Here is a 19,622-nt window from a genome sequence, read left to right as displayed (position 1 = left end):
TCTGCGTGCTACGGCTCGATGCGTGGTTCATGGCCGTCCCCCTGGGTCATCCCCGCACCCGCGGGGAGCTTGTCATCAGTCTTCCCCCACGACAGCCGCTTCGCAGGTATTTCCCGGCAGCTGTCCTCACAGAATGATGACGCATCACCCGTGCGGGCGGTTCAGTCCAACTCCCCTGTCATTTCGGGTGGTTCGAGAGTGGCCCGAGCGGGCTAGGCCGAATGGGCCACTCGGGTCAGGCGGCCGGTGCGGCCAGCGTGGGCGGGACCGGTGCCGGGGTCAGCCGGCGGGTGAGCGCGGGCAGCAGCTCGGACACCGGGTGCGGACGGAACGCCGCGATGCCGGGCGGGGCGGGCGCCAGCGGGACGAGCAGGTCCTCGCCGGCGGGCAGGCCCGCGGAGGCGTCGGCGCCGACCGCGCCGTGCAGCCACAGGGTCAGCATGTACAGCTCCGGTACGGACAGCAGCCGCGGCTGGTAGGCCGTGGGGAGCGACTCCGCCTGGCGCAGGGCGCGTTCGGTGGCGGCGACGTACGGCCCCTCGAAGAAGTGCGAGAAGACCCAGCCGTCCGGGGTCAGCCGGGTGTCGGCCGCCGCGACGTGGCGGTCGCCGCTGCGGATCAGGAACCGCCAGCCGATGAGCCGGGTGCGGGGCGGCCTGCCGCCGGCCGCGAGGTTGGACGTGAGCAGCCGGTCCATGACGTGCACCGGGAGCGGCAGTTCGGCGGTCATCGGTCCCTGGACCGCGCGCAGGGCCGGAGTGTGTGCCTCGTGGACGGCGGTGGGGGAACCGAGTGCCGCGAGGACGCTGCGCAGGGCGGGCGCGGGAGCCGGAGGGACATGCAGCGGCATGGTGGGTCGCCTCTCACTTTGGGAGACCGGTGGAACGGGGGCAGGTGCGGACGGCGCTGTCGCATTCTGGGGCCAGAGGGGGGCTGAGGGGCAATGGCCGCGCGCCAACTCTCTGCCTCGTTTGCGGAGTTTATACGACCTGTGTTCACGCAGTGTTTCAGCTAGCTGTCCCGGCTATTACAGGCAAGTCGCTTACCGGTCCCGCTGGCAGGGCATTCATGCCGGATGTGTGCGAACAAGTCGCCCTGACCTCGGAGGTTACCGGAACAGGGCTCGGCTGAAAAGCGCCGGTAATCCAGAAGCGGCAAAGTCGGCGCGGAATTTGCATACGACGACTTGCCAGGTGAATGTGCCGAAGCGCCCGTCGGCCAAACCGGCGCGCGCTCCTCGCCACTCGTGCCCCCTCCGCGTTATGGATCACGCTGCCGGGGCATCATCGACCGTAACGCGGGCCGGGTGTGCCGGGCCAGGCCCACTCGAGGAGGGACGCTTCGATGGGGGAGAAGGTCGTGGCAGGCGGATTCGACCTGTCCGATCGGCAGCGGTATCGAAGGAAGCTTCACGAGTGCCTGGAGGGGCTGGAGCGGCTTCTGGCGGAGAAGAGGTTCGATCGCCCGAAGAACATGATGGGGCTGGAGATCGAGCTGAATCTCGCGGGTGCCGACGGGTTGCCGAGAATGGTGAATGCGCAGGTGCTGGAGCGGATTGCGAGTCCGGATTTCCAGACGGAACTCGGAATGTTCAACCTGGAGGTGAACGTCCTTCCCCACCGTCTCGGCGGCCGGGTATTCGACCAGCTCGCGGAGGAACTCAGTGCGGGGCTGGGCTATGCCCACCGGCAGGCAGTCGAGATCGACGCGGGCGTCGTGATGATCGGGATCCTGCCGACGATCACGCGGGACGACCTGGTCACCGCCAACCTGTCGGCGGTGGACCGCTACTCGCTCCTGAACGAGCAGATCCTGATGATGCGCGGCGAGGACTTCGCGCTCGACATAGACGGCGTCGAGCGCCTGACCTGGCGGTCCGGGTCGATCGTGGCGGAAGCCGCCTGTACGTCGGTGCAGCTGCACCTCCAGGTGACCCCGGGCCGGTTCGCGGACGTGTGGAACGCCGCCCAGGCGGTGGCCGCCGTACAGATAGCCGTCGGCGCGAACTCCCCGTTCCTGTTCGGGCGGGAGCTGTGGCGCGAATCGAGGCCGCCGCTCTTCCAGCAGGCGACCGACACCCGGCCGCCCGAGCTGCAGGCGCAGGGCGTGCGGCCGCGGACCTGGTTCGGGGAGCGGTGGGTGGACTCCGCGTACGAGCTCTTCGCCGAGAACGTCCGCTACTTCCCCGCCCTGCTGCCGATCTGTGACGAGGAGGAGCCGCTGCGGGTGCTCGCCGACGGCGGGGTGCCGCGGCTCCAGGAGCTGGTCCTGCACAACGGGACCGTCTACCGCTGGAACCGGCCCGTGTACGGGGTCGCCGACGGGGTGCCGCACCTGCGGGTGGAGAACCGGGTCCTGCCGGCCGGCCCCACCGTCGCCGACGTCGTCGCCAACGCCGCGTTCTACTACGGGCTCGTCCGCACCCTCGCCGACGAGCAGCGCCCGGTGTGGAACCGGCTGCCGTTCGCCGAGGCGGAGGCCAACTTCGACGCGGCCTGCCGGTACGGGATCGACGCGCGGCTGCGCTGGCCGCGCCGGGGCCGGGGCGGGGGCCTGGCGAGCGTTCCGGCCGTACGGCTGGTGCTGGACGAGCTGCTGCCCATGGCGGCGGCCGGGCTGGACGCCTGGGGGATCGAACCGGCCGACCGGGACCACTACCTCGGCATCATCGAGGAACGCTGCCGCCGCCGGGTCAACGGGGCGACCTGGCAGGTGGACACCTACCACCGGGCGCTCGCCGCGGGCCTGGAGCGGCACGAGGCGCTCGCCGCGACGACCCGCCGCTACAGCGAGCTGATGCACCGGGGCGAGCCCGTGCACACCTGGCCCGTGGGGCTTGCCGAGGCGGAGGTGAGCGCCGCGCTGCCGGTGGGGCGGTGAGGCCGGCCCGCCCGGGCCGCGTCCGGTGATCCCGTCACGATGATCCGCCCGGCCCGCCGAGGAGGCAGTATGGGGTGGTCGGAACGGGATGGCGGGACGGGAGTCGGGCGTGCGGGCGGAGCCGGAGCCGGTGGTCGTGGAGCTGAGCGAGGACGGGCGGCGGAGCGTGCTGCGCACCGAGACGCTGCTCGTCCTTGCGCTGTCGCTGGGCGCGAGCGGGGTGTCCGCGCTGATCAGCTTCATCGGCTCGCTCACCAAGCCGGGCGGACTGAAGGACCAGGCCGCCACCCTCAACGGCTCCTACGCTCCCGGGCGGCCCTGGCTGGACCTGGCGTGGCAGCTGTTCGGGATCGCGAGCGCCCTCGTGCCCGTGCTGCTGGTGGCGCACCTGCTGACCCGCGAGGGCGCGCCGGGGCTGCGCGTCCTCGGCTTCGACCTCACCCGGCCCTGGTGGGACCTGGGCCGGGGTGCCCTCGTCGCGGCCGGGATCGGCAGCGCCGGGCTGGCGTTCTACCTGGGGGCGCGGGCGGCCGGGTTCAACCTCACGGTGGTGCCGGAGGCGCTGCCCGACGTGTGGTGGAAGTTCCCCGTCCTGATCCTCTCCGCGGTGCAGAACTCCGTGGTGGAGGAGGTCATCGTGCTCGCCTACCTGCTGCGCCGGCTGGACCAGCTGGGCTGGTCGCCGACGGGCGCGCTGGTGGCCAGCTCGGTGCTGCGCGGCTCCTACCACCTCTACCAGGGCATCGGCGGGTTCATCGGCAACATGGTGATGGGCGCCGTCTTCGTGCTCGCCTACCGGCGCTGGGGCCGGGTGGGGCCGCTGGTCGTCGCGCACGCGCTGCTCGACATCGTGGCCTTCGGCGGGTACGCGCTGCTCGCGGGCAAGGTGGGCTGGCTGCCGACGCCGTGACCGGGCGGACCCGGCACGGCGTGCGCGGCGCTCGGTTCAGGGCGCGGTGAGGAGTTCCCCGTCGAGAACGGTCACCGCGTGACCGCCCAGCAGGGTGCGCTCGCCCGCCAGGCTGACCCGTACGAGCCCCCGGCGGGCACCGCCCTGGAGGCCGGTCAGCTCGGTGCGGCCCAGGCGCTGCGCCCAGAACGGGGCGAGCGCGGTGTGCGCGCTGCCGGTGACGGGGTCCTCGTCGATCCCGAACGCGGGGAAGAACCCGCGGGAGACGAAGTCGTACCCGAGGGAGGGGTCCTCGGCCGCCGCGGTGACGATCACCCCGCGCTTGGCGAAGGCGCGCAGCGCGGCGTGGTCGGGCTCCAGTTCGCGGACGGTCCTCTCGTCGGCGAGCTCGACGAGGAGGTCGCCGATGTGGGCGGCGGTGTCGTGGACGGAGAGGATCGGGGCCCCGCCGAGCGCGTGGCCCACGGAGGCCGGTGCCTCGACGGGGGTCAGGGAGGACGTCGGGAAGTCCATCGTGACGGAGCCGTCCCCGGCGGTCTCGGCCGTCAGGACGCCGCAGCGGGCGGCGAACCGGATCAGCCCGGTGGCCAGGCCGCTCGACGCGAGGACGTGGGCGGTGGCGAGGGTGGCGTGGCCGCACATGTCGACCTCGGCCGCGGGGGTGAACCAGCGCAGCGCCCAGTCGGCGTCGCCGCCGGGCGGCAGGGGGTGGGCGAAGGCGGTTTCGGAGAGGTTCATCTCGGAGGCGACCTGCTGGAGCCAGGTGTCCGGGGGGAATCCCCCCTCCAGGAGCAGGACGGCCGCGGGGTTCCCGTGGAAGGGGCGGTCGGTGAAGGCGTCGACGATTCGGATGCGCATGCTCCGACGGTAGGGCCCCCGCGCTGCGCCGGACAAAGGCCAATCCGGGACGACCGGCTGTCCGGTACCGGTGGATTCGGCCCCGGTGGCGGTGCCGGCGCCGGTGCTTCGGACGGGCGTGCGGGGACGGCGCCGTGCGGTGGGAGCGAGTGCGACGACACCTCCTGGGGTGCGGGTATGACGACGCACCCGGAGTTCGGCACGACGCCGGCCTGGTTACTGAGCCACAGAGGGCTCGGTGTGGGGGAGTTGGCCGACCGCGCCGGGTCGGTCGGGGACGAGGTCCTGGGGGTGCTCGCGGGGAGCTGCTGCGCCGGCTCGCGCCGGCCCTGGGTTTCCGCACCGTCGACCTGTTCGTTCTGGCGGGGCTGGAGGTTCCCGAGGACCTGGCGCCGCTGGACGCCGGTGCTGCCGTGGCCGTGGCGCACCTCGTGACGGACGTGGCGGTCCTGCCCGCGGCGGGACGCCGTGAGCTTCTCCGGCTGGTCCGCGCACTGCCGCAGGAGGAACGGCGTGTTCCCTACGCCCCTCCGTGGACGGAGCCCCCGGGCGGTGGTCCGGGGGCCCGGTGCGTCCGAATGCTCCGCCACCGCTGCCTGAACCTGCTGGGCGTGGCACGGACGCTCGCGTACGTGACGCCCTCCTACCTGTCGGCGTCCACCTACGGTCTGCTCGGCGCCGGCCGTACGGAGCTGACTCCCCGGCTGGTGACCGACTTCGCCGCCCTGCTGGGGATCGACGCCCGCGAGCTGGCCGGACTGACGGGGGTTCTCCTGCGGGACGAGCCGCCGCCCGCGTCCGCGGGGGCGGTGGACGCCGCGGCGCTGTTGTGGGAGGGACGCCGGCTGTCCGCCGCCCAGGCGGAGTACGTGTCCGAGGTGGCGCATTCCCTGCGGCGGCGGCATCGCTGACCGGAGCCGTTCCGGCGTTCACCGCACCGGGAGGCCGGTGAACGGCCCGCCGATCCTGTTCGGTCAGATAGTTTCCGATATATCGTTGACGCATCGCGATCGGTCAGCGATAGTGAATACATCGGACAACCGATGACGACGAAACATAGTGACGAAAGGAGCGCAGTCATGCGTTCACACGGACAGCACGGACACGACCACGGACACGAGCACGGACGGGGCCACGGCCACTGCGGGCCCGATCGTCGGGAGGAGTTCCAGGGGCGCCGCGCCGCCTTCGGGCCGTTCGGGCCGCCCTTCGCCGGCGGGCCCTTCGGCGGGCGGGGCGGCGGACGCGGCGGACCGCGGGGCCGGGCCCGGCGCGGAGACGTGCGCGCCTCGATCCTGGCGCTGCTCGCCGACCGGCCGATGCACGGTTACGAGATGATCCAGGAGATCGGCGAGCGCAGCGGCGGCGCCTGGAAGCCCAGCCCGGGGTCGGTCTACCCGACCCTGCAGCTGCTGGAGGACGAGGGGCTCATCACGGCGGCGAGCGAGGGCGGCAAGAAGCTGTTCACGCTCACCGACGCGGGCCGCACCGAGGCGGAGTCGGGACCGGACGCCCCCTGGGCTGATGCCGGACGCGGCTTCGACTTCGAGGCGATGCAGGAGGTCCGGACGGCCGGTGTCGGCCTGATGGAGGCCTTCGGGCAGGTCTTCAAGACCGGCTCGCCCGAGCAGCGCGAGAAGGCCGTCGCGGTCATCAACGACGCCCGCAAGAAGCTCTACCTGATCCTGGCCGACGAGCACTGACCGGCCGGCCCCGGACGGAGCCCGCGCTGAGCGGGCCGTGCGCGCCGAATGCGCCGTACGCGTAGGCGAAGAGCGCCCCGCGAGTCCTCTCGCGGGGCGCTCCGTCGTACCCGCGGACGGGTCCGGAGGGGGTCAGGCGACCAGGCCGGCGAGCTTGCGCAGCGATTCGTTCAGCGCGGCGGTGGCCGAATCCTTGAGCTTGCCGGCCATGAGGGACACGGCTGCGCCCGTGAACTCGCCGTCGATGCGGACCGTGGTGGCCCCGCCGTCCGGGATCAGGGTGTAGCGGGTCAGGACGGCCACGCCCATCGGACCCTTGCCGGTGATCGCGAAGAGGCGCTCGTCCTCCAGTTCCGAGACGGTCCAGACGACCTCGGCCGGGAATCCCATCATCTTCATGTTCTCGGCGAAGGTGGAGCCGATCGCGAGGGTCTCCGGGCCGCCCTTCGGGAAATTGGTGTGGGTCATGCTCCACTGGCCGTACGCGTCCCAGTCCGTCAGCTGGGACCAGAGCTTCGCGGCGGGCGCCTCGATGCGTGATTCCGCGGTGACTTCGGCCATGCGACCACCCCTCTCGTCGGGTACGTGCGGCGGAAGGTAGCCCCGGTGGGCGGAACATTCAATACTGACGACCTGTCAGATATCGGGGGTCCCGGCAGGCCGGGCCGCCGGCGCCGTCTCAACAGGCGTCACGCCTGTGACGGTCCTGACGGACCCTGCCATGATGGCCCGATGCAAGCGTCAGGGAGACACGCCGGACTGGGCCTCGCCCTCGTCTCGGCGTTCGCGTTCGGTGGTTCCGGAGTGGCGGCGAAGCCGCTGATCGAGGCGGGTCTGGACCCCCTCCACGTGGTCTGGCTCAGGGTGGCCGGGGCGGCGCTCGTGCTGTCGCCGCTCGCCTGGCGCCACCGCGACCTGCTGCGCCGCAAGCCGGCGCTGCTCGCGGGCTTCGGGCTGATCGGCGTCGCGGGCGTACAGGCCTTCTACTTCGCCTCCCTGTCGCGCATCCCGGTGGGCGTGGCCCTGCTGCTGGAGTACCTGGGCCCCGCGCTGCTGCTCGGCTGGATCCGCTTCGTGCAGCGCAAGCCCGTCACGAGGGCGGCCGCCGTGGGCGCCGCCGTGGCCGTCGTGGGCCTCGCCTGCGTCGTCGAGATCTGGGCCGGGCTCAGCCTCGACCCCCTCGGGGTGCTGCTCGGCCTCGCCGCGGCCTGCTGCCAGGCCTTCTACTTCGTCTTCGCCGACCAGGGCACCGACGGGGACGACGTACCCGACCCGCTGGGCGTGATCGCGTACGGGATGCTCATCGGCACCCTGGTGATGACGGTGATCTCCCGGCCCTGGCAGATGGACTGGGGGGTGCTGGCCGCGGACGCCTCCCTGAACGGGACGATGCTCCCGGCGGGGCTCCTGCTGGGCTGGGTGGTGCTCGTCGCGACCGTGCTGGCCTACCTGACCGGCGTGGTGTCGGTGCGCCGGCTCTCCCCGCAGGTCGCCGGCGTCGTGGCCTGCCTCGAGGCGGTGATCGCGACCGTGCTGGCCTGGATCCTGCTCGGCGAGTACCTTTCGACCTGGCAGATCGCCGGCGGGGCGCTGGTGCTCGGCGGTGCCTTCATCGCGCAGTCCTCCCGGCCCACCCCGCCCGCGGCGGTCGACCCGGCCGTGCTGGACCGCGAGACGACCACGGCATAGGGTGCGAACCATGCCGATGACCGTGCTTCCGCCTCCCGCCGCCTAGGCGCGGGCGGCACCTCCACGTACGACAGCCCCGGCCCGGGTGTTCCCGGGCTGGTGCGCGCTGCCCGCGAAGCGATGACCAGTCCCTTTCATCCTTCACGCATGCGCGGAGACCACACGTGTCGAACCATTCGCCCGCCGCCGGGCGCAGCCTGCTCTACCTCGTTCTCGCCGGAGCCGCCTGGGGCACCGCCGGAGCGGCCGCCTCGCTCCTCTTCCTGGCCAGTGACCTCGGCCCCCTCTCGCTGTCCTTCTGGCGGTGTGCGGGCGGGCTCGCCGTGCTGCTGGCCGTCCTCGCCGTACGGCGCCGGCCGCGCTCCGGCGCCGTACGGCCGCGGCCCTCGGTGCCCTCGCTGATCTCGACCGGGCTGCTGTTCACGCTCTTCCAGGCCGCCTACTTCGCCGCCGTCCGAGAGACCGGTCTCGCCGTCGGAACCGTGGTCACCCTCGGGGCCGGGCCGGTGCTCATCGCGCTCGGCGCCCGGTACTGGATGGCCGAGCGGCTCGGCCGCGGCGGGACCGCCGCCGTCGTCGGGGCGCTGGCCGGGCTGGCGGTGCTGGTCCTGGGCAGCGGGGGCGGCGAGGTGCGGCCGCTCGGCGTCGGCTGGGCCCTGTTGTCCGCCGCCGGGTACGCGGCCATGACCCTGCGGGCCCGGTGGCTCGGGCAGCGCGGGGCGGGCGGCGACCCGCTGGTCACCACCGCCTGGTCGGTGGGGGTGGGCACGGTGTGCCTGCTGCCGCTCGCCGCCCTGGAGGGGCTGCTGCCGCACACCGCCGAACTCGGCCGCGTGCTGTGGCTGCTGGTGTACGTGGCCGTCGTCCCGACGGCGCTGGCGTACGCGCTCTACTTCACCGGGGCGGCCGCCGTGCGGGCGGCGACCGTCTCCGTGATCATGCTGATCGAGCCGGTCAGCGCGGCGGTGATCGCCGTCCTGGTGCTCGGGGAGCGGCTGACCGGCGCCGTGGTGCTGGGCACCGTACTGCTGCTGACGGCCGTCGGGGCGCTGATCGGCGCGGAGTCCCGCCGGCCGGCGGGCGGTCCGGCCGGCGCTCCGGGCGCCGATCCGGAACGCCGGCCCGCCGCGGCGCGGCGCGGTTCTCAGCGCGCGGCGAGGTAACCCGGCAGGGCGGTGCCGGGGGCCAGGTCCGCCGCGGGCTCCGGCGTCCCGTACGCCGGAGCGACGGGGACCACGCCCGCCCAGTACGGGAGGGCGAGGTCCTCGGCGTCGTCGTTCGGGCCGCCGGTGCGGATCTTCGCGGACACCTCGGTCAGGTCCAGGCGGATCACGGCGGTGGCCGCGAGTTCCCTGGAGTTCGCGGGCCGGGAGTCGGCGGAGCGGCCCGGTACGACGTGGTCGACGAGGGCGTCCAGGGCCAGGCGGCACTCCGCCTCGTCCGTGACCTGGTGGGCGGTGCCGTGGACCAGCACCGAGCGGTAGTTGAGCGAGTGGTGGAACGCCGACCGGGCCAGCACCAGGCCGTCGAGGTGGGTCACGGTGACGCAGACGGGCAGGCCGGGGTCGCTGCGGCCGGCGGCGAGCAGCGGGCGCGAGCCGGTCGAACCGTGGATGTACAGGGACTCGCCGACGCGGGCGAAGAGCGTGGGCAGCACCACGGGCGCGCCGTCGCGGACGAACCCGAGGTGGCAGACGTAGGCCTGGTCGAGGATCGAGTGGACCGTCTCGCGGTCGTAGTGCGCGCGCTCGCGGGACCGGGTGGGGACCGTGCGGTCGGTGGGCTCGTAGGCCCCGGCGGGCGCGGAGCCGGTCGTCTCCGTCGCTTCCGTGGTCTCCGTGGTCGATGTGGTGGTCACCGTGCGATCTCCATTGCATTAGTGCATAATGTTGTTTGTGCTAGGAGAGTATCGAATCACAGGACGCGGCGCATCGGATATCGCGGCCAGCGTCGAGGCGGGCGTCGGCGCGGGCGCCCTCGCGCCCGGAACGCTGCTGCCGCCGATGCGGGAGCTGGCCGCCCGGCTCGGGGTCAACCCGAACACCGTGGCCGCCGCCTACCGGACGCTGCGCGAGCGCGGGGTCATCGAGACCGACGGACGGCGCGGCAGCCGGGTGCGGTCCCGGCCGTCGAGCGCCCCGCGGGACGCCCTGCGGACGGAGGTTCCCGAGGGCGTACGGGACCTCACCGACGGCAATCCGGACGTGGCGCTGCTGCCCCCGCTCGACGGAGCCCTGGCCGCGGCCGCCCGGGCGCACGCGCGGCGGCCGGCCCTCTACGGCCAGGACCCGGTCGCCCCGGAACTGGCCCGCCTGGCCCGGGCCGGCCTCGACGCGGACGGTGTGCCGGACGGGCCGGTCGCGCTCACCTCGGGCGCCCTGGACGCCATCGAGCGGGTGCTGGCCGCGCACCTGAGACCGGGCGACGCCGTCGCCGTCGAGGACCCGGGCTGGGGGAGCGTGCTGGACCTGGCCCCGGCGCTCGGACTGCGCGTGCTGCCGGTCGCGGTGGACGACGAGGGCCCCCGTACGGACGCGCTGGCGCGGGCCCTGGAGGCCGGGGCCCGGGCGCTGGTGGTGACCTCGCGGGCGCAGAACCCGACCGGGGCCGCGGTGAGCGCCGAGCGGGCGGCGGCGCTGCGGGGGCTCCTGGCGGACCACCCCGAGGTGCTGGTGATCGACGACGACCACGGGCACGGCTTCGTCGACCTGCCGCTGCACCCGCTGGGCGGGGTGACCCGGCACTGGGCGCTGGTCCGCTCCACGGCCAAGGCGTACGGGCCCGACCTGCGGCTCGCGGTGCTCACGGGGGACGCGGTGACGCTGGACCGGGTGCGCGGGCGGCAGCGGCTGGGCCCCGGGTGGGTGAGCCGGCTGCTCCAGTACGCGGTCGTCGAGCTGTGGTCCTCCGGTGCCGTGGACCGGGAGGCGGTGGCGCGCTCGTACGGGGAGCGGCGGAACGCGCTGGTCGCCGCGTTGCGGGAACGGGGGGTGGCGGCGCACGGGCGGAGCGGCATGAATGTGTGGGTGCCGGTCGCCGACGAGACGGGGGTCGTGACCCGGCTGCTCGCCGCGGGCTGGGCGGTGGCCGCGGGGGCCCGGTTCCGCGTCGCATCCGGACCGGGCGTGCGGCTGACGGTGTCGCAGCTGCGGCCCGATGAGGTCGCGGAGCTGGCCGACGCGGTGGCGGCGGCGGTCCGTCCGGGGGCGGCGGGGGTCCGTTACGTCTGACCGCCCGGGGCGGCCGGGGCCCGCTACCGCCGACCGCCCGGCGGGGGTGTGCGCGCCGGGCGGTCGGGCGGATGGGGTCAGGCCGGCTTGCGGGGTGCGGGACGGGTCTGGGTGAGGGCGGCGCCGGCCAGGACGACGAGGGCGCCGACCGGGGTGTTCCAGTGCAGCTGTTCGCCGAGGACCAGGACGCCCGCCGCGGTGGCGATCACCGGGATGAAGTAGGTGACCATCTGGGCGGTCGTCGGGCCGACCTCCGTCACCAGCCCGTACTGCATCTGGAGGGCCAGCCCGGTGCCCAGGGCCCCCAGCGCGACCACCGCCAGGGTCGGCCAGAGCGGGAACGACACGGGGGCCGAGGTGAACACGGCGCTGGCCAGGGTCAGCTGGAGCGTGGAGACCAGGAGCTGGGCCCCCGTCATGGCCACCGGGGAGCCCGGGGTGCCGGCCAGCGTGCGGCGGACGTAGATCCAGCCGATGGGGTAGCAGAGCGAGGCCAGCAGGGCGAGCGCGGTCCCCTTGCCGTCGACCCCCGAGAAGCCCTGCCAGGCGCCGAGGACGGTGAGGACACCGAGGAAGCCCAGGCCCAGCCCGGCGAAGCGGCGCCGGGTGGGACGGTCCTCGGACAGCGCCACCAGCGAGAGCGCCATGCCCCACAGGGGGGAGGTCGCGTTGCAGATGCCGGCCAGGCTGGACGGGATGCTCAGCTCCGCGAACGCGAAGAGCGAGAACGGCAGCGTGTTGAGCAGCAGCGCCGCCACCGTCAGGTGCCCCCACGTGCGCAGGCCCCGGGGGAGCGGCTCCCGGCGCACCAGCAGCACGGCGAGCAGCGCGAGCGCGCCGAACAGCACCCGGCCGAGGGCCACGTGGAACGGGGCGTACGCCTCGGTGCCGACCTTGATCAGGAGGAAGCTGAATCCCCAGACCACCGAGAGGACCGCGAAGCGCACGCGCCAGTCGAGGAGTCCGGCGCGGCGGCCGGACGGCAGACCGGCCGGGGCGGCCGCCGGGTCGGGGGAGGGTGCCGTGGGGGTGGGGCGGGGGGCCGCGGGTGCGCTCATGGGCTTACTGTGCGCGCATCAACTTCGTAGGACAAGCGAGAGTTCGTCGGGGTGACGTCGTAGCATTGCTTACATGTTGAACCTGGAGCGCCTGCGCACCCTCGACGCCCTCGCCCGTCACGGCTCGGTCGGCGGAGCGGCGGACGGCCTGCACGTCACCACCTCGGCCGTATCGCAGCAGATGGCCAAGCTGGAGCGCGAGGTCGGGCAGCCGCTGGTGGCCAGGAACGGGCGCGGCATCCGGCTCACCGACGCCGGGCGGCTCCTCGCCGACCACGCGGCCCGGATCATCTCCCAGGTCGAGCTCGCCCAGGCCGACGTCGAGGCCCAGCGCGGCTGCGCGGTCGGCGAGCTGCGGATCGGCGCCTTCCCGACCGCCATGCGCGGCCTGCTGCCCCGGGCCCTGTCCGTCCTGCGCGCGGACCACCCCGAGCTCCGCGCCCTGGTGCGCGAGCGGGAGCCGGAGGAGAGCATGGCCGCGGTGGTCCGCGGGGACCTCGACATGGCGCTGGCCATCGACTGGTACAACAAGCGGATGCCGGTGCCCGCGGAGCTCACCCGGACCCACCTGCTCGACGACTCCGTGGACATCGCGGTACCGGTCGGCCACCGGCTGGCCGGGCGGTCCGAGATCTCGCTGGCGGACTTCGCGGACGACGACTGGATCTCCTGGAACGAGGGCCAGTTCTGCCACGAGTGGCTGGTCTTCACCCTGCGCGGCACGGGAACCGAACCCCGCATCGCGCACATCGCCGAGGAACACCACACCCAGCTGGCCTTCGTGGAGGCGGGGCTCGGGGTGTGCGTGGCGCCCCGGCTGGGCCGCGGCCCGGTGCCGGAGGGGGTCCGGCTGCTGCCCGTCAGCGACAGCGTCCGCCGCCACGTGTACGCCGTCTGGCGCGCGGACGCCGACCGGCGCCCCTCCGTCCGGGCCGCGGCCGACGCGCTGCGGCGGGCGGCGGCGGCCGGCCCGGCGTAGTCCGCCCGCGCGCCCCCGCCGCTGCGGGGCCGCGTCCCGGTGTGCCTCGCCCCCTCCCGGCCTAGGGGGTTTCGTCACACTCGTTCCTGCCGTGTCCTCCGGGCGTACGGAACGACGTGGACGACACACCTAGATCTTGCGGAAGTCCCAGGAGACGACCGACTCGGGGGTGAGGCGGATCCAGGCGTGCCGGCCGTCGTGCGGCATCTCCTCGATCCCGAAGTTCTTGACCGGGAAGATCCGCTCGGCCTCCGCCAGTTCCGGGCACGGCTCGCCCGTGCGCGGGGCCTCGCCCACGAAGACGGCGCTGCCCGACAGCTCCACGCCGCGCAGTTCGTCGTACGACTCCCCGGAGTCCACGACCACCGAGATCCGGGGGTCCTCGCGCAGGTCGGCCCAGCGCCGGCTGCGGGTGATCGAGTAGAGCCACAGCGAGCTGCCGTCCCAGGCGAACCACAGGGCGCCCACGTGCGGGCGCCCGTCCGGGGAGACCGTGGCCACCCGGCAGGTGCGCTGTTCGCGCAGGAAGGCGTCCACTTCCTCCCCGGTCATCATGATGCGGCGGCCCCGGCGTTGCGCCCCGTCCGGGAGCGCGGCGTCCGTGCGTGTCCCGTCCGGGGGTGTGCCGTCCGCGAGTGTCCCGTGCAGGGCTGCCCCGTCCGTGGCTGTGCCGTTCCAGCGTGCGTCGTCGTCCATCCGGCCCGCGCCCCTTCACATCTGACTGTGTGTCAGGAATCATGCGGGCTCTTCCGTCGTCACGCCAGGGGGAGCCATGCCGGATCTCGATCCCGCCACCACCGCACTGCTCACCGTCGAGTGCCAGAACGGCGTCGTCGGCGAGGAGAGCGCGCTGCCCGAGCTCGCCAAGGAGGCCCGCGACTCGGGCGTCCTCGGCCGGGTGGCCGCGCTGGCCGACGCCGCGCGGGGGGCCGGCGTCCAGGTGCTGCACGCGGTCGCCGAGCGGCGGCCGGACGGGCTCGGGGCCAACACCAACGCGCGGCTGTTCCGGGCGGCGGGAAAGCTGCCCGTCCGCCAGCTGACCGGCAGCCGGGCGGTGGAGGTCGCGCTCCCGATCGTGGTGGCCGAACAGGACCTGGTGGTGCGGCGGCTGCACGGGCTGTCCCCGATGGCCGGCACCGACCTGGACGCGCTGCTGCGCAACCTCGGCATCCGTACGCTCGTCGTCACCGGGGTCTCGTCCAACATCGCGATCCCGAACACCGTCTTCGACGCCGTCAACCTCGGCTACCGGGTCGTGGTCCCGTCCGACGCCATCGCCGGGGTGCCCGCCTCCGTCACCGCAGAGGTGATCCGCAACTCGCTCGGGCTGGTCGCCACCATCACCACGGCCGAGGAACTCCTCGGGCAGTGGGCCCGCCCGGCCTGACCACCGTAACCTGGGCGGATGCTGTCCGAAGTGATCGCGACCCGCTACGTCACGCCCCTGCGTGAGGGCGGCTCGCTCCCGGGAATCGTCGAGGCCGACGACCTCGGTACCTACGTCATGAAATTCACCGGAGCCGGCCAGGGCCGCAAGACCCTGGTCGCCGAAGTCATCTGCGGGCGCCTCGCCCAGCGGCTGGGCCTGCGGGTCCCGCGGCTGGTGCAGATGCAGCTCGACCCCGTGATCGGGCTCGGCGAGCCGGACCAGGAGGTCCAGGAGCTGCTGAAGGCCAGCGGCGGCCTCAACCTCGGCATGGACTACCTGCCCGGGTCGATCGGCTTCGATCCGCTCGCGTACCAGGTGGACCCGGTCGAGGCCGGACGCGTGGTCTGGTTCGACGCCCTGATCAACAACGTCGACCGGTCCTGGCGCAACCCCAACATGCTGGTCTGGCACGGCGACCTCTGGCTCATCGACCACGGCGCCACCATGATCTGGCACCACAACTGGCCCACGGCCGGGGCCGCCGCCGCCAAGCCCTACAACGCCTCCGACCACGTCCTGGCCCCCGTCGGGCCGGACGTCGCGGCAGCGGCCGCCGCCCTCGCGCCGCTCGTCACCGAGGAACTGCTCACCGAGGTCGCGGCCGACGTCCCCGACGAGTGGCTGGTCGACGAGCCGGGCTTCGACTCCACCGACGCGCTGCGCCGCGCCTACGTGGAGGTGCTGCTGCCGCGCGCGGCCACCATCCACGAGAGGATCACGATGGAGGCCGAGGCGAGGCCGCGGTCCGGACCGCCCGGATGGCTCGCCGAGCGCCTTGCCCCCCAGCCCCACCGGAAGAAGAGCGACAGCGAGTGATCAAGCGGGACGTGTTCGAGTACGCGCTGGTGCGGGTGGTGCCCCGGATGGAACGGGGCGAGTGCTTCAACGCCGGCGTGATCGTCTACAGCCGGGCCCACGCATACGTGGCCGCCCGCACCCACCTCGACGAGGCCAAGCTCCTCGCCCTGGACCCGGAGGCCGACGTGGCCGGGGTGCGGGCCGCCCTGCGCGGGGTCGAGGGCGTGTGCGGCGGCGGGGAGGGCGCCGGGCAGGCGGCGGGTGACGACGCGGGCCGCCGGTTCCGCTGGCTGATCGCGCCGCGCAGCACCGTGGTCCAGCCGGGCCCGGTCCACACCGGCCTGACGGCCGACCCCGCCGCGGAGGTGGAACGGCTCCTGGGCCTGCTGGTCCTCTAGGGGGTGTCGTCGAAGTCGTTCCGTACGCCCGGAGGGCGGGCCGTGCGGTGTCCGCCGGTTCGCCGTCCGCCCGTTCCCCGCGCCGGTGCGCCCGGCCGCCCTGGCGCGGATCCCCGTGCCTTCCTCCGGGGGACCTCCGCCCCGCCCGGGCCGCCTTCGCCGGCGCGGGCGGGGCGGACCCCCGTTGACACCGGGTGCCAGGGCTCCTAGCGTCTCCTCAGCTGAAGCTACTAAGCGGTTGCTCACCTCTGGGCGGCCGCCTCTCAAGGGCGAGGAGATCCAGCATGTCCACCACCGAGCAGCGCGTCGCGATCGTGACCGGGGCGGCCCGGGGCATCGGCGCGGCCACCGCCGTACGCCTGGCCGCCGAAGGCCGGGCGGTCGCCGTACTCGACCTCGACGAGGCGGCCTGCAAGGACACCGTGGAGGCGATCACGGCGGCCGGCGGCACGGCCCTGGCGGTCGGCTGCGACGTCTCCGACGCCGCGCAGGTGGAGGCGGCCGTCGAGCGCGTCGCGAGCACGCTCGGCGCCCCGACCGTCCTCGTCAACAACGCGGGCGTGCTGCGCGACAACCTCCTCTTCAAGATGACCGAGACGGACTGGGACACGGTCATGAACGTGCACCTGCGCGGCGCGTTCCTGATGTCGAAGGCCTGTCAGAAGTACATGGTCGAGGCCAAGTTCGGCCGCATCGTGAACCTCTCCAGCAGCTCGGCGCTCGGCAACCGCGGGCAGGCCAACTACGCCGCCGCCAAGGCCGGTCTGCAGGGCTTCACCAAGACGCTGGCCATCGAGCTCGGCAAGTTCGGCGTCACCGCCAACGCCGTCGCCCCCGGCTTCATCGTCACCGAGATGACCGCCCAGACGGCCGCCCGCGTGGGCATGGGCTTCGAGGACTTCCAGGCGGCCGCGGCCACCCAGATCCCCGTCCAGCGCGTAGGCCGTCCGGACGACATCGCCAACGCCATCGCGTTCTTCACGGGCGAGGCCGCCGGCTTCGTCTCCGGCCAGGTCATGTACGTGGCCGGCGGCCCGCTCAACTGACGAGAGGCAGGGCGCACGTCATGACGTACGACGGCATCGACAGCGGCAAGGTCGCGCTGATCACCGGCGCGAGCCGGGGGATCGGCTACGGCGTCGCCGAGGCGCTGGTCGCCCGCGGCGACCGGCTCTGCATCACCGGGCGCAACGAGGAGGCCCTCAAGGAGGCCGTGGAGCGGCTCGGTGCGGACCGGGTCATCGGGGTCGCCGGGAAGGCGCACGACGAGGCCCACCAGGCCGTCGCCGTGGAGCGGACCATGGAGGCCTTCGGCCGGGTCGACTTCCTGGTGAACAACGCCGGCACGAACCCGGTCTTCGGTCCGATCGCGGACCTCGACCTGGGGGTGGCGCGCAAGGTCTTCGAGACCAACGTGATCTCCGCGCTCGGCTTCGCGCAGCGGACCTGGCACGCCTGGCAGAAGGAGCACGGCGGGGCGATCGTGAACATCGCCTCGATCGCCGGCGTCTCGGCCTCGCCCTTCATCGGGGCGTACGGGATGAGCAAGGCCGCCATGGTCAACCTGACCCTCCAGCTCGCGCACGAGATGGCACCCGGTGTCCGGGTGAACGCGATCGCCCCCGCGGTGGTCAAGACGAAGTTCGCCCAGGCGCTCTACGAGGGGCGCGAGCAGGAGGCCGCGGCGGCCTATCCGCTCGGCCGGCTCGGGGTCCCGGAGGACATCGGAGGGGCCGCGGCGTTCCTGACATCTGCACAAGCGGAATGGATCACTGGGCAAACTCTCGTCGTTGACGGAGGAATGTTCCTCAATGCCGGAGTGCACTGACCGATAATCGGACGCATTGACCTCCGAAAGGGAGTCAAATGCATACCGAATATGCACGGAACCGGTCAAGTGCCCCACGAAACCTATCCATTGGATTCGTGGGGCACTGCGGTAGGGTCTGCCGCACCCCTGGCTGATCGAGGAGCGTGCACGTGTTCAACCGGACCAGATGCCTGCAGATCACTGCGGCCCTTGCGTCCATATCCCTGCTCGCCGGATGCGGCCTGCTCTCGGACGACAGCGGTGGCGACCAGAAAAGAATCGTCGTCGGCACGACCAGCGCCCCGAGCACCCTCGATCCGGCGGCCGCATGGGACGGCTCCTGGGAGCTGTACCGGAACGTCTACCAGACCCTGCTGGCCTTCCCGACGGGCTCCACCAAGCCCCAGCCGGACGCCGCGCAGGGCTGCGAGTTCACGGACACGGCGAACGAGTCGTACCGGTGCACCCTGCGCAAGGGACTGAAGTTCTCCAACGGCGAGGCCCTGGACTCCAAGGCCGTCAAGCACTCCCTCGACCGGATCCGGACCATCGGCCACAAGCTGGGCCCCAAGGACCTCTTCGGCACGCTGGACAAGATCGAGACCCCCGACGCGCTGACCGTCGTCTTCCACCTGAAGACTCCGGACGCGACCTTCCCGTACGTGCTCGGCTCGCCGGCCGCCTCGCTCGTCGCGCCGAAGGACTACCCGGCCGACAAGGTCCGCGAGGACGACAAGGTCACCGGCTCCGGCCCGTACGTGCTCGACTCGTACAAGGACGGCGCCGAGGCGGTCCTCAGCCGCAACGCCAGCTACGCGGGCTTCGCCAACCGCCGCAACGACGCCGTCACGATCCGCTACTTCAAGGACTCCGCGAAGATGATCGCGGACCTGAAGTCGAAGGAGATCGACGCCACCTACCGAGGCCTCTCGGCCGCGGAGGTACGGGCGCTCCAGGCCCCCGACGCCCACTCGCAGGGCGTCCAGGTCGTCGAGAACGTCGGCGCCGAGATCCGCTACCTGGTCTTCAACCCGAAGGACCCGCAGGTCAACAAGCTCGCCGTCCGTCAGGCGATCGCCCAGGTCATCGACCGCGGCGCGCTGGTGTCCAAGGTCTACCAGGGCACCGCCGAGCCGCTGTACTCGATGGTTCCCAAGGGGGTCGTCGGCCACAAGACGCCGTTCTTCGACAAGTACGGCCACGCGGACGTCGCCAAGGCGAAGAAGATCCTCAAGGACGCGGGGATCACCCAGCCGGTGGACCTGACCTTCTGGTACACCACCGACCGCTACGGCGCCTCCACGGCCGACGAGTTCACCGAGCTCAAGCGGCAGCTCGACGAGAGCAACCTCTTCAGGATCACGCTGCGCGGCCAGCCCTGGAAGACCTTCCAGGAGGGCTACAAGGGCGGGGAGTACCCCATCTTCGGCCGCGGCTGGTTCCCCGACTTCCCGGACCCCGACAACTTCATCGCGCCGTTCGTCGGCAAGGAGAACGCGGTCGGCACGCCGTACGAGCCCACGCAGATCATCAACGAACTGCTGCCGAAGTCCCGCCGCGAGGGGGACCGCTCGGCCGGTATCCGCGAGTTCGAGCAGGCACAGCAGATCTTCGCCGAGGACGTCCGCCTCCTGCCCCTGTGGCAGGGCAAGCTGTACGTCGCCGCGCGCGACGACATCGCGGGCGCCGAGCGGGCGCTCGACCCGCAGACCGCCATGCAGATGTGGGAGCTGTACCGCAAGACCAGCTGGTAGACGGCGGGCGGGGGAGCGGTGGGGGGGGGGGGGGGGGGGGGGGGGGGGGGGGGGGGGGGGGGGGGGGGGGGGGGGGGGCGGGCGGGGGGGGGGGGGGGGCGCGGGCGGGGCGGGGGGGGGGCGGGT

At 73.0% G+C, this 19,622-nt stretch carries 20 protein-coding genes; 14 read left to right on the top strand and 6 right to left on the bottom strand.

The features are described from left to right. Window positions 1–235: 235 nt before the first annotated feature. Window positions 236–850, bottom strand: coding sequence for a hypothetical protein (locus tag ACZ6S8_RS24510; protein WP_469459051.1), 615 nt, complete (start codon window positions 848–850; stop codon window positions 236–238). Between the two features lie 494 nt (window positions 851–1,344). Here ACZ6S8_RS24510 and ACZ6S8_RS24505 point away from each other — a divergent pair, with 494 nt between their 5' ends. Continuing rightward, window positions 1,345–2,880: a glutamate-cysteine ligase family protein gene (locus ACZ6S8_RS24505; protein ID WP_469459049.1), complete on the top strand. Its 1,536-nt coding sequence runs from the start codon at window positions 1,345–1,347 to the stop codon at window positions 2,878–2,880. A gap of 88 nt (window positions 2,881–2,968) precedes the next feature. After that, window positions 2,969–3,790, top strand: coding sequence for a CPBP family intramembrane glutamic endopeptidase (locus tag ACZ6S8_RS24500; protein ID WP_469459047.1), 822 nt, complete (start codon window positions 2,969–2,971; stop codon window positions 3,788–3,790). Between the two features lie 36 nt (window positions 3,791–3,826). Here ACZ6S8_RS24500 and ACZ6S8_RS24495 read toward each other — a convergent pair whose 3' ends face one another. Next, entirely contained in the window at window positions 3,827–4,648 is an 822-nt protein-coding gene (locus ACZ6S8_RS24495; RefSeq protein WP_469459045.1) for a PhzF family phenazine biosynthesis protein, read from the bottom strand. Window positions 4,649–5,226: 578 nt separating this feature from the next. Here ACZ6S8_RS24495 and ACZ6S8_RS24490 point away from each other — a divergent pair. Both ACZ6S8_RS24490 and ACZ6S8_RS24485 read left to right on the top strand, forming a co-directional pair. After that, window positions 5,227–5,559: a hypothetical protein gene (locus ACZ6S8_RS24490; protein WP_469459043.1), complete on the top strand. Its 333-nt coding sequence runs from the start codon at window positions 5,227–5,229 to the stop codon at window positions 5,557–5,559. 168 nt (window positions 5,560–5,727) lie between these two features. Then, the gene (locus tag ACZ6S8_RS24485) at window positions 5,728–6,351 is read left to right on the top strand and encodes a PadR family transcriptional regulator (RefSeq protein ID WP_469459041.1); all 624 of its coding nucleotides are present in this window, start codon (window positions 5,728–5,730) and stop codon (window positions 6,349–6,351) included. 132 nt (window positions 6,352–6,483) lie between these two features. Here the strand turns inward: ACZ6S8_RS24485 and ACZ6S8_RS24480 are convergent, their stop codons facing one another. After that, a complete protein-coding gene (locus ACZ6S8_RS24480) occupies window positions 6,484–6,912 on the bottom strand; it encodes a type II toxin-antitoxin system Rv0910 family toxin (RefSeq protein ID WP_469459039.1) in 429 nt (142 codons plus the stop codon). A gap of 171 nt (window positions 6,913–7,083) precedes the next feature. Between ACZ6S8_RS24480 and ACZ6S8_RS24475 the strand changes: the two genes are divergently transcribed. Further along, on the top strand, window positions 7,084–8,040 hold the full coding sequence (locus tag ACZ6S8_RS24475; protein WP_469459037.1) for an EamA family transporter: 957 nt from the start codon (window positions 7,084–7,086) through the stop codon (window positions 8,038–8,040). 164 nt (window positions 8,041–8,204) lie between these two features. Further along, a complete protein-coding gene (locus ACZ6S8_RS24470) occupies window positions 8,205–9,203 on the top strand; it encodes a DMT family transporter (RefSeq protein ID WP_469459035.1) in 999 nt (332 codons plus the stop codon). Here the strand turns inward: ACZ6S8_RS24470 and ACZ6S8_RS24465 are convergent. Continuing rightward, window positions 9,185–9,898: a pyridoxamine 5'-phosphate oxidase family protein gene (locus ACZ6S8_RS24465; protein WP_469459033.1), complete on the bottom strand. Its 714-nt coding sequence runs from the start codon at window positions 9,896–9,898 to the stop codon at window positions 9,185–9,187. The two genes, ACZ6S8_RS24470 and ACZ6S8_RS24465, sit on opposite strands and share 19 nt — an antisense overlap. A gap of 37 nt (window positions 9,899–9,935) precedes the next feature. Between ACZ6S8_RS24465 and ACZ6S8_RS24460 the strand changes: the two genes are divergently transcribed. Continuing rightward, window positions 9,936–11,270, top strand: a complete 1,335-nt coding sequence (locus tag ACZ6S8_RS24460) for an aminotransferase class I/II-fold pyridoxal phosphate-dependent enzyme (protein ID WP_469459031.1) — start codon at window positions 9,936–9,938, stop codon at window positions 11,268–11,270. Window positions 11,271–11,347: 77 nt separating this feature from the next. Here ACZ6S8_RS24460 and ACZ6S8_RS24455 read toward each other — a convergent pair whose 3' ends face one another. Then, window positions 11,348–12,328 carry a DMT family transporter gene (locus ACZ6S8_RS24455; protein WP_469459029.1) on the bottom strand — a complete coding sequence of 327 codons (981 nt, stop codon included), beginning with the start codon at window positions 12,326–12,328 and terminating at the stop codon, window positions 11,348–11,350. Between the two features lie 73 nt (window positions 12,329–12,401). Between ACZ6S8_RS24455 and ACZ6S8_RS24450 the strand changes: the two genes are divergently transcribed. Then, window positions 12,402–13,307, top strand: a complete 906-nt coding sequence (locus tag ACZ6S8_RS24450; RefSeq protein ID WP_469459027.1) for a LysR substrate-binding domain-containing protein — start codon at window positions 12,402–12,404, stop codon at window positions 13,305–13,307. Between the two features lie 129 nt (window positions 13,308–13,436). On the opposite strand, the gene ACZ6S8_RS24445 is transcribed toward ACZ6S8_RS24450, so the two are convergent. After that, a complete protein-coding gene (locus tag ACZ6S8_RS24445) occupies window positions 13,437–13,862 on the bottom strand; it encodes a pyridoxamine 5'-phosphate oxidase family protein (protein WP_469459083.1) in 426 nt (141 codons plus the stop codon). Window positions 13,863–14,079: 217 nt separating this feature from the next. Between ACZ6S8_RS24445 and ACZ6S8_RS24440 the strand changes: the two genes are divergently transcribed. The 6 genes from ACZ6S8_RS24440 to ACZ6S8_RS24415 all read left to right on the top strand — a co-directional run bounded on the left by ACZ6S8_RS24440 (window position 14,080) and on the right by ACZ6S8_RS24415 (window position 19,496). Then, a complete protein-coding gene (locus ACZ6S8_RS24440) occupies window positions 14,080–14,694 on the top strand; it encodes a cysteine hydrolase family protein (RefSeq protein WP_469459026.1) in 615 nt (204 codons plus the stop codon). Between the two features lie 18 nt (window positions 14,695–14,712). Beyond that, the gene (locus ACZ6S8_RS24435; RefSeq protein WP_469459024.1) at window positions 14,713–15,552 is read left to right on the top strand and encodes a HipA family kinase; all 840 of its coding nucleotides are present in this window, start codon (window positions 14,713–14,715) and stop codon (window positions 15,550–15,552) included. Then, window positions 15,549–15,932 carry a DUF3037 domain-containing protein gene (locus ACZ6S8_RS24430; protein ID WP_469459022.1) on the top strand — a complete coding sequence of 128 codons (384 nt, stop codon included), beginning with the start codon at window positions 15,549–15,551 and terminating at the stop codon, window positions 15,930–15,932. Before ACZ6S8_RS24435 ends, ACZ6S8_RS24430 begins: the two co-directional genes overlap by 4 nt. Before the next feature lie 284 nt (window positions 15,933–16,216). Next, window positions 16,217–16,978: a 3-oxoacyl-ACP reductase FabG gene (fabG, locus tag ACZ6S8_RS24425; RefSeq protein WP_383929425.1), complete on the top strand. Its 762-nt coding sequence runs from the start codon at window positions 16,217–16,219 to the stop codon at window positions 16,976–16,978. Between the two features lie 20 nt (window positions 16,979–16,998). After that, a complete protein-coding gene (locus tag ACZ6S8_RS24420) occupies window positions 16,999–17,760 on the top strand; it encodes an SDR family oxidoreductase (RefSeq protein ID WP_469459020.1) in 762 nt (253 codons plus the stop codon). A 152-nt stretch (window positions 17,761–17,912) separates the two neighbouring features. Beyond that, a complete protein-coding gene (locus tag ACZ6S8_RS24415; protein ID WP_469459018.1) occupies window positions 17,913–19,496 on the top strand; it encodes an ABC transporter substrate-binding protein in 1,584 nt (527 codons plus the stop codon). Window positions 19,497–19,622 lie beyond the last annotated feature (126 nt).

It is taken from the genome of Streptomyces sp. NPDC048461 (genome assembly GCF_055587105.1).
The sequence above is the reverse complement of the archived record's forward strand: the minus strand, read 5'-3'. Positions and strand labels throughout refer to the sequence as shown.

What these genes read in the sequence shown, in the direction of transcription:
- ACZ6S8_RS24510 (WP_469459051.1), bottom strand. Translation starts at nt 850, where the DNA reads ATGCCGCTGCATGTCCCTCCGGCTCCCGCGCCCGCCCTGCGCAGCGTC.
- ACZ6S8_RS24505 (WP_469459049.1), top strand. Translation starts at nt 1,345, where the DNA reads ATGGGGGAGAAGGTCGTGGCAGGCGGATTCGACCTGTCCGATCGGCAG.
- ACZ6S8_RS24500 (WP_469459047.1), top strand. Translation starts at nt 2,969, where the DNA reads ATGGCGGGACGGGAGTCGGGCGTGCGGGCGGAGCCGGAGCCGGTGGTC.
- ACZ6S8_RS24495 (WP_469459045.1), bottom strand. Translation starts at nt 4,648, where the DNA reads ATGCGCATCCGAATCGTCGACGCCTTCACCGACCGCCCCTTCCACGGG.
- ACZ6S8_RS24490 (WP_469459043.1), top strand. Translation starts at nt 5,227, where the DNA reads ATGCTCCGCCACCGCTGCCTGAACCTGCTGGGCGTGGCACGGACGCTC.
- ACZ6S8_RS24485 (WP_469459041.1), top strand. Translation starts at nt 5,728, where the DNA reads ATGCGTTCACACGGACAGCACGGACACGACCACGGACACGAGCACGGA.
- ACZ6S8_RS24480 (WP_469459039.1), bottom strand. Translation starts at nt 6,912, where the DNA reads ATGGCCGAAGTCACCGCGGAATCACGCATCGAGGCGCCCGCCGCGAAG.
- ACZ6S8_RS24475 (WP_469459037.1), top strand. Translation starts at nt 7,084, where the DNA reads ATGCAAGCGTCAGGGAGACACGCCGGACTGGGCCTCGCCCTCGTCTCG.
- ACZ6S8_RS24455 (WP_469459029.1), bottom strand. Translation starts at nt 12,328, where the DNA reads ATGAGCGCACCCGCGGCCCCCCGCCCCACCCCCACGGCACCCTCCCCC.
- ACZ6S8_RS24450 (WP_469459027.1), top strand. Translation starts at nt 12,402, where the DNA reads ATGTTGAACCTGGAGCGCCTGCGCACCCTCGACGCCCTCGCCCGTCAC.
- ACZ6S8_RS24445 (WP_469459083.1), bottom strand. Translation starts at nt 13,862, where the DNA reads ATGATGACCGGGGAGGAAGTGGACGCCTTCCTGCGCGAACAGCGCACC.
- ACZ6S8_RS24440 (WP_469459026.1), top strand. Translation starts at nt 14,080, where the DNA reads ATGCCGGATCTCGATCCCGCCACCACCGCACTGCTCACCGTCGAGTGC.
- ACZ6S8_RS24435 (WP_469459024.1), top strand. Translation starts at nt 14,713, where the DNA reads ATGCTGTCCGAAGTGATCGCGACCCGCTACGTCACGCCCCTGCGTGAG.
- fabG (WP_383929425.1), top strand. Translation starts at nt 16,217, where the DNA reads ATGTCCACCACCGAGCAGCGCGTCGCGATCGTGACCGGGGCGGCCCGG.
- ACZ6S8_RS24420 (WP_469459020.1), top strand. Translation starts at nt 16,999, where the DNA reads ATGACGTACGACGGCATCGACAGCGGCAAGGTCGCGCTGATCACCGGC.